General features: G+C 50.4%; 1 protein-coding gene. It reads left to right on the top strand.

The features are described from left to right. Window positions 1-63: 63 nt before the first annotated feature. Window positions 64-1,211, top strand: a protein-coding gene (locus G9X48_RS09030; RefSeq protein ID WP_085949497.1) for an IS3 family transposase whose coding sequence is annotated in 2 segments (ribosomal slippage) — window positions 64-301 and window positions 301-1,211 — 1,149 coding nt in all. Because the reading frame shifts where the segments join, the coding sequence is not laid out codon by codon here. Window positions 1,212-1,229 lie beyond the last annotated feature (18 nt).

Below are 1,229 nucleotides of genomic sequence, written 5' to 3'. Positions count from 1 at the left end.
TGAATCGCCACGGGTTTAACAGACACCTCAGAGTCATTTAAGATGGCTTAAAGAGAGGTGCCCATGAGCGGTAAGCGTTATCCCGAAGAGTTTAAAACTGAAGCGGTCAAACAGGTTGTTGATCGCGGTTATTCTGTTGCCAGCGTTGCAACACGTCTCGATATCACCACCCACAGCCTTTATGCCTGGATAAAGAAGTACGGTCCGGATTCTTCCACTAATAAAGAACAGTCAGATGCTCAGGCCGAGATCCGCCGTCTCCAGAAAGAGCTGAAACGGGTTACCGACGAACGGGACATATTAAAAAAAGCCGCGGCGTACTTCGCAAAGCTGTCCGACTGAGGTACGCCTTTATCCGTGACAACTCCTGTTGCTGGCCTGTTCGCCTGCTCTGTCGGGTGCTGGATGTTCATCCCAGTGGTTTTTACGCCTGGCTTCAGCAGCCGCATTCACAACGCCATCAGGCAGACCTGAGACTGACAGGACAAATTAAACAGTTCTGGCTGGAATCGGGATGCGTCTATGGTTATCGCAAAATCCATCTGGATCTGCGTGACAGCGGGCAACAGTGCGGAGTAAACAGAGTCTGGAGACTGATGAAACGTGTCGGAATAAAGGCTCAGGTCGGATACCGAAGCCCGCGGGCACGTAAAGGCGAGGCCAGTATCGTGTCACCCAACAGGCTCCAGCGACAGTTCAATCCGGATGCTCCTGATGAGCGTTGGGTAACGGACATAACCTACATCAGGACCCACGAAGGCTGGCTGTATCTTGCCGTTGTTGTTGATCTGTTCTCACGCAAAATTATCGGCTGGTCCATGCAATCCCGGATGACAAAGGACATTGTCCTGAACGCACTGCTGATGGCTGTATGGCGGCGTAATCCCGAAAAACAGGTGCTGGTTCATTCGGATCAGGGCAGTCAGTACACAAGCCATGAGTGGCAGTCGTTCCTGAAATCACACGGCCTGGAGGGTAGCATGAGCCGTCGCGGTAACTGCCATGATAATGCGGTTGCAGAAAGTTTTTTCCAGTTGTTGAAACGTGAACGGATAAAGAAAAAGATCTACGGAACGCGGGAAGAAGCCCGCAGTGATATTTTTGATTACATCGAAATGTTTTATAACAGTAAGCGTCGGCATGGTTCTAGCGAACAGATGTCACCGACAGAATATGAAAACCAGTATTATCAACGGCTCGGAAGTGTCTAGATTATCCGTGGCGATTCA

Source organism: Cronobacter sp. HA18006, assembly GCF_011605445.1.
GTDB classification, from domain to species: Bacteria; Pseudomonadota; Gammaproteobacteria; order Enterobacterales; family Enterobacteriaceae; genus Cronobacter; species Cronobacter sakazakii.
Note: the sequence above shows the minus strand (reverse complement) of the source record. Positions and strands in the feature narration are given on the sequence as shown.